Genomic DNA, 6,027 nt, shown 5'->3' on the forward strand with positions numbered 1-6,027 from the left:
TGGGCGGCGGTCAGCGCCGCTCCCGCACGACGGCGGCCAGGGCGGCCGGGGTGGAGGCGTCGAAGAACAGGTCGAAGGCGAGGTCGACGCCGAGCGCGTCCCGGATCCGGGCGGTGATCTGGATGATCGTCAGCGAGTGGCCGCCGAGGTCGAAGAGGTCGTCCTCGGCGCCGATGTCGTCGGTGCCGAGGACCTCCCGCCAGATCGCCAGCACGGTCGCGGTGACCTCGTCACCGGCCTCGGCCGGCTCCGCCGCCTCCGGGCGCGGCGGGGCGGGCAGCGCGCGCCGGTCGAGCTTGCCGCTGGACGTGAGCGGCAGGCGGTCGAGGGCCACGAACTGCCGGGGCACCATGATCGCGGGCAGGGTGCGCAGCAGGTGGTCCCGCAGCTCCGCGTCGGTGGGCTCGGCGCTGCCGGGCGCGGGCACCCGGTAGCCGACCAGTCCCGGCTCCCCCTCGTCCGGCTGGTGCACCGCGACGGCCGCGGCGGCGACGGCCGGGTGGTCGAGCAGCGCGGCCTCGATCTCGCCGAGCTCGATCCGGTGGCCGCGGATCTTCACCTGGTCGTCGATCCGGCCGTGGTACTCCAGCTCGCCGTCCTGGGTCCACGCGACGAGGTCGCCGGTGCGGTACATCCGGCCGCCGGCGAAGGGGTCCTCGACGAAACGTTCCGCCGTGAGTTCGGGCCGCCCCCGGTAGCCCTGGGCGACGCCCTGGCCGCCCAGGTGGAGCTCGCCGGGGATCCCGGCGGGCACCGGACGGCCGTCCGGGTCCAGGACGTACGCCCTGGTGTTGGGGACGGGCCGGCCGATCACCACGGCGTCGGCTCCGGCGGGGACCTCGGCGCAGGTGGCGTAGATGGTCGCCTCGGTCGGGCCGTAGCCGTTGATCAGCCGGTCGAGGGCGCCGCGCAGTTCGCGGGCCAGCGGCAGCGGCAGCGCCTCGCCGCCCACGATCCCGGTCAGCCCGGCCGGCAGTGGCCCGGCGCTGAGCAGCACCCGCCAGCCCGACGGGGTCGCCTGGAGGTGGGTGACGCCCTCCCGCCGGATCAGCTCGGCGGTGCCCGGCGCGTCCAGCGCGGCGCCCTCCGGGGCGAGCACCAGCCGGCCGCCGGTGACGAGCGGCAGCAGCAGCTCCAGGACGGAGATGTCGAAGGAGAGCGAGGTCAGGCCGAGCCAGACGTGCCGCCGGCCCGAGCCGATCCGATCCGCGAAGGAGGTCAGCAGGTTGACCAGCGCCGGGTGCCCGATCTCCACGCCCTTGGGCCGCCCGGTCGACCCGGAGGTGTACAGCACGTAGGCCAGCGGCCCGGGCCGGTCCTGGGCCGCCGACGGCCGGGGGCCGGGGCGGTCGCCGTCGAGGCGGAGCACGGCCGGCGCCGCCGCGAGCACCTCGGGGGCGGGCTCCCGGTCGGCGACCAGCAGTCCGGCGCCCGAGTCGGCGAGCAGGAAGGCGAGTCGCTCGGCGGGGTGGCCCGGGTCGAGCGGCAGGTAGCCGGCCCCTGCGGCGTGCACGGCGAGCAGCACCGCCGGCAGCTCGGCGGTGCGCTCCAGGTGCAGGGCGACGAGGTCTCCGGGGCGCACCCCGGCCCCGCGCAGGACGGCGGCCAGCTCGTCGGTCCGCTCCACCAGCTCCCGGTAGCTCAGCCGCTCGGCGCCCGCGCTGACGGCGGGGGCGTCCGGTGCGGCGGCGGCCCGCTCCCGGACGAGGTCCAGCGCCGTGCGGTCGTGCGGGAAGGGGCGCGCGGTGTCGTTCCACTCCTCGGTCACCCTGCGCCGCTCGGCCTCGTCCAGGAGGGCCAGGGTGCCCAGCGGCGCCCCGGGCTCGGCCGTGGCGGCGGCCAGCAGGGCCCGGTAGTGCGCGGCGATCCGCTCGGCGGTCTCCGGCGGAAGCACCGCCGGGGCGTACTGGAGCGAGCAGGCGAGCCCGTCGGCGGTGTCGACCACCTGGAGGTGGAGCGTGTTGCGGGCCGCCCCGTTGAACACCGCGCGCTCCACCCGGACGGTGCTTCCGGAGAACACCGGCTCCGCGGCCAGGCCGCGCCGGTAGCCGAACGACACCGGGGTCAGCCCGGCGCGCGGGGTGAGCCCGCCGACCGCCTCGCCGAAGGGCACCGAGCGGAAGGGGTAGCCGCCGCGGGCCTCGGCGCGCACGGCCCTCGCGTAGTCGGCGAACGGCGTCGCGGTGGTCGCCCCGGCCGGCGCGTGCACCGGCAGCTCGTTGACGAACAGCCCGATCTCGCCGGCCTGTCCGGCCGTGCGGACGGACAGCGGCACGGCGACCGGCACGGCCTCGCCGCCGTAGCGCAGCAGCAGTCCGTGCAGCGTGGCGAGCAGGAACTCGAAGACGGTGACGCCGCACTCCCGCGCGGCGCCGGCCAGGGCCGCCCGGCCGGCCGCGTCCACCCGCCACCCGACCGAGGCTCCGGACTCCGGGGCCGTGACGGCGCGCGGCAGTCCCGGCAGGACGGGCTCCGTCGCCGCGGCCCAGCGTGGGCCGTACCAGTGCGCCGCGCGGCGCACGAGGTCCGGGTCGGCCGGGCTCGGGGGTGCGGGCGGCAGCGGGCCGGCCGCCGGGGCCGCCCCGTCCAGGGCGCGCGCGTAGGCCGCGGCCAGCTCCGTCAGCAGGACGTCCTTGGACTCGCCGTCGAACACCGCGTGGTGCGCGACGACCAGCAGTTCGGCCGCCTCGCCGCGGCCCCGGTAGAGGGTGAACCGCGCCGGGGGGCCGGTCCGCAGGTCGAACGGCCTGGCCGCGTCCTCGGCCAGGCGCTTGCGCAGGCCGTCCGCGCAGTCCGTGGTGGCGTCGACCACGTCGAGGACCGGGCCCGGGCCCGGCTCCGCCACGAGGTCGCCGTCCCGCTCCACGAACACCAGCGACAGGGCCGGCTGACGGGCGGTCAGCGCGGTGACGGCCCGGCCGAGGGCCTCGGCGTCGACCCGGTCGAAGGAGACCAGGACCGGCATGTGGAACACACCGTGCGTACGGCCGAGACGTTCGGTGAACCAGATGCCCCGCTGGAACGTAGACACGTGAGGGGAGGAGGGATGCGGCATGTGCGGCTCGATTCGGCAGTCGGTGTATGGTGCGTCGCCGCGACCGGGGGCCGACACGGCCGGCGCCCCGGATGCACTGGCGGCGCGGCCGCCGGTGAGGTCCGGCCCGGCCCTGGCCGGCCGGCGGGCCGCTCCGGCCCTGGCCCGCCCGGGCTCACAGATCCCCCCTGCGCGCTGCCGGTTCGGAGCCGATCTTCCCCCCCGCGGAAAGATCTCCTGGCCTAGACCTGCCGAGAGGTTGGCAGAGAAGGCGGGCGGCGGTCAAGGGTCGTCTCATCCCTTCTGTCGATGCGTCATGAACGCGTCCAACCTGCGGGAAAGCCCTCGGCGAAGATCGTTCTGACCGCCCGTCACCGCCCCGGCGGCGGCGGGGCGCGGCCGCTTCACCCGGGGCGCCCGCAAGGGGCGCCAAACACCGCGCCAAACACCGGCCAAGGCGCACCGGCGGGCGGAATCCGGAATACCGCTTACGTGCATCGGCTCCTCACATCCCGGCCCCAAGGCGACCTTGTTTCGCGGTCAGCCTGTCGCCTAAGGTGAGCGAAGCACTTCGTTCCGTGTGCTTCCTTCTCTCACATTCCCGGCCTGGAAACCCTTCCTGGCCTGGTCTTTTTACATGCTTGACACGCTCACGTCATTTGGCGTTCTCACGATGCCCGCTCGACCGCTTTCTCCCGCTCCCGAAGCAGAGAAGAGCCCCGTCATGCCGCCGCCCCATCCGTACCCCTGGCCCCACCGGCCCGGGACCTCCTGTCCCGGCCCGAGCATTCCGGCCGGCCGCCCGAGACCGTCCTACCGAGACCCGCACCCCGGCTGAACTCGCCGGGTCGCGAACACCACCTGCCACGATCCGATCAGCAGAATCACCACTCCGGACGTGAAGAAATGACCGACCGCCTGGACTTCAGCCTCACGCAGTTGCGCTATTTCGTCGAATCGGCCGAACTGGGAAACATCTCGGAAGCGGCGGAGAAACTCCGCGCGTCGCAATCGACCGTCTCCTCGGCCATCATGCGGCTGGAACGCCAGCTCGGCGTCCAGCTGCTGCTGCGCCACCACGCCCGAGGGGTGTCCCTCACCCCGAACGGGCGGCACCTCCTGCTCGGCGCCCGGGCGCTGCTGGGACAGGCCAGGAGCCTCCAGGAACAGGGGGACGCGCTGGCCGGCGGCATCGAGGGCGGCATCTGCGTCGGGTTCCTCACCCCTCTCGCCCCGTTCCTGCTGCCGCCGACCCACCGGGTCACGGCCCAGCGGCACGCGGCGCTGCGGCTGAACACCTGTGAGGAACCGGCCGACCGGCTGCTCGCGCTGCTCCGCGAGGGCCGCTGCGAACTGGCCGTCACCTACGACGTGCTGAGCGGCGACGCCCGGTTCTTCCCGCTCGCCGAGCTGCCCATGCGGGCGCTGCTCGCGGAGGACGACCCGGGCGGCCGCGCCGGCCCGGTCCGCCTGGCCGAGCTCGCCGACCGGCCGTTCGTGGCCCTCGACGACCCGGCACTGCTGCTCCACTTCGAGAAGTTCTTCGCCGATGCCGGCGTTCCGATGCCGCCGGTGATCACCGCGGCCGGCCCGGAGACCGCGCGCGGCCTGGTGGCCGCCGGGTGCGGATTCACCCTGACCTACCAGCACACCCACCGGCCCGCCACCCTGGACGGCGGCCGGCTCCGCGCGGTGGAACTCGCCGGGGAGGCGCCGACCGCCTCGCTCGGCGTGGCCGCCGCGCCGGGCCTCGCCCTCGGCCGGCGCGGCCGGGCGGTCCTGAACGTCCTCAGATCGGTGGTCCCTTCCGGCCGGCTGTGAGGCCGCCGCGCGCGACGCCGTGCTCCACCAACCCCCGCTCCCCCTCGACGACGTCGGAGGAATGCCGTGTTCGCCATGCTCTTCGCCGGTCAGGGCAGCCAGTTCAAGGGAATGGGCGCCGAGGTCCTCGGACGCTACCCGGGGCTGGTCGGGTTCGCCTCCGACCTGCTCGGGTACGACCTGGCCGCCCTGTGCACGACGGACCCTGACGGCCTGCTCTCCAGGACCGAGTACACCCAGCCGGCGATCTTCGTCGTCAACGCCCTGCACGCCTTCGAGCACACCCGCAGGGAGGACCGCCCCGCGGACGTCTACCTGGGGCACAGCCTCGGCGAGTACAACGCCCTGCTGGCCGCCGGGGTCTTCGACTTCGAGACCGGGCTCAGGCTGGTCGCCAGGCGCGGCGAGCTGATGGCCGCGGCCTCCGAGGGGGGCATGGCCGCCGTGCTGGACACCCCCGAGGAGAAGCTGCTGGCGATCCTCGCCGAGCACGGGGTCGAGGGCGTCGACATCGCCGGCCTGAACACCCCCGCCCAGCTCGTCATCGCGGCCACTCCCCCGGTGCTGGACGCCGCCGTCGGCTGCCTGGAGGAGAACGGCGTCCGGGTGGCGCGGCTCAAGGTGAGCGCGCCGTTCCACTCCCGCTACATGGAGCCGGCCCGGGTGCGTTTCGCGGAATTCCTCCGCCGGTTCGAATTCGCCGAACCCACGACGCCGGTCGTCTCCAATGTCACCGCCGGGATCCACCGGCCGCGGGAGACCGCCGCCCTGCTCGCCGAACAGCTCGTCGCGCCGGTGCGCTGGACCGACTGTGTCCGAAGTCTGCTCGACCGTGACGAGGGGCTGGAGTTCACCGAGATCGGGGGCCGGTCCCTCACCCGAATGGTCCATACCATCAAGACTGGAGCCTGAACGATGGAAACGACGACGGACACGATCCGGACGTACCTGGAAGAGCGCTTCCTCTTCGAGTTCGACGACGAGATCACCCCCGGCACCGACCTCTTCAAGGCGGGTGTCATCGACTCCTTCGGTTACGTGAGAATGATGCGGTTCCTGGAAACCGAGTTCTCCCTCACCCTCGACGGCGAGGAGATCCTGATGGACGTCCTCGTCTCGCTCACCGCCATCGACGAATTCATCCAGAAGAAGCTCGCCGGGAAATAGGAGGA

General features: G+C 74.1%; 4 protein-coding genes. 3 read left to right on the forward strand and 1 reads right to left on the reverse strand.

Annotation, left to right across the window (positions count from 1 at the left end):
• Window positions 1–10: 10 nt before the first annotated feature.
• The gene (locus tag ACIQOW_RS24500) at window positions 11–3,031 is read right to left on the reverse strand and encodes an amino acid adenylation domain-containing protein (protein WP_401088309.1); all 3,021 of its coding nucleotides are present in this window, start codon (window positions 3,029–3,031) and stop codon (window positions 11–13) included.
• Between the two features lie 909 nt (window positions 3,032–3,940).
• Here ACIQOW_RS24500 and ACIQOW_RS24505 point away from each other — a divergent pair.
• From ACIQOW_RS24505 to ACIQOW_RS24515, 3 genes are all read left to right on the forward strand, one after another.
• Complete coding sequence (locus ACIQOW_RS24505; RefSeq protein WP_401088311.1) at window positions 3,941–4,855, forward strand: LysR family transcriptional regulator; 915 nt, start codon at window positions 3,941–3,943, stop codon at window positions 4,853–4,855.
• Between the two features lie 75 nt (window positions 4,856–4,930).
• Complete coding sequence (locus ACIQOW_RS24510; protein WP_401088526.1) at window positions 4,931–5,767, forward strand: ACP S-malonyltransferase; 837 nt, start codon at window positions 4,931–4,933, stop codon at window positions 5,765–5,767.
• A gap of 3 nt (window positions 5,768–5,770) precedes the next feature.
• Window positions 5,771–6,022 (forward strand): acyl carrier protein, encoded by a 252-nt coding sequence (locus tag ACIQOW_RS24515; RefSeq protein ID WP_401088312.1) that lies wholly within the window; start codon window positions 5,771–5,773, stop codon window positions 6,020–6,022.
• Window positions 6,023–6,027: the final 5 nt, after the last annotated feature.

This window comes from Kitasatospora sp. NPDC091335 (assembly GCF_044757205.1).
In the GTDB taxonomy this organism is placed as follows: Bacteria; Actinomycetota; Actinomycetes; order Streptomycetales; family Streptomycetaceae; genus Kitasatospora.

Bases quoted from the DNA above. Each gene is read 5' to 3' on its own strand.
- ACIQOW_RS24505 (WP_401088311.1), top strand. From the start codon at position 3,941: ATGACCGACCGCCTGGACTTCAGCCTCACGCAGTTGCGCTATTTCGTC.
- ACIQOW_RS24510 (WP_401088526.1), top strand. From the start codon at position 4,931: ATGCTCTTCGCCGGTCAGGGCAGCCAGTTCAAGGGAATGGGCGCCGAG.
- ACIQOW_RS24515 (WP_401088312.1), top strand. From the start codon at position 5,771: ATGGAAACGACGACGGACACGATCCGGACGTACCTGGAAGAGCGCTTC.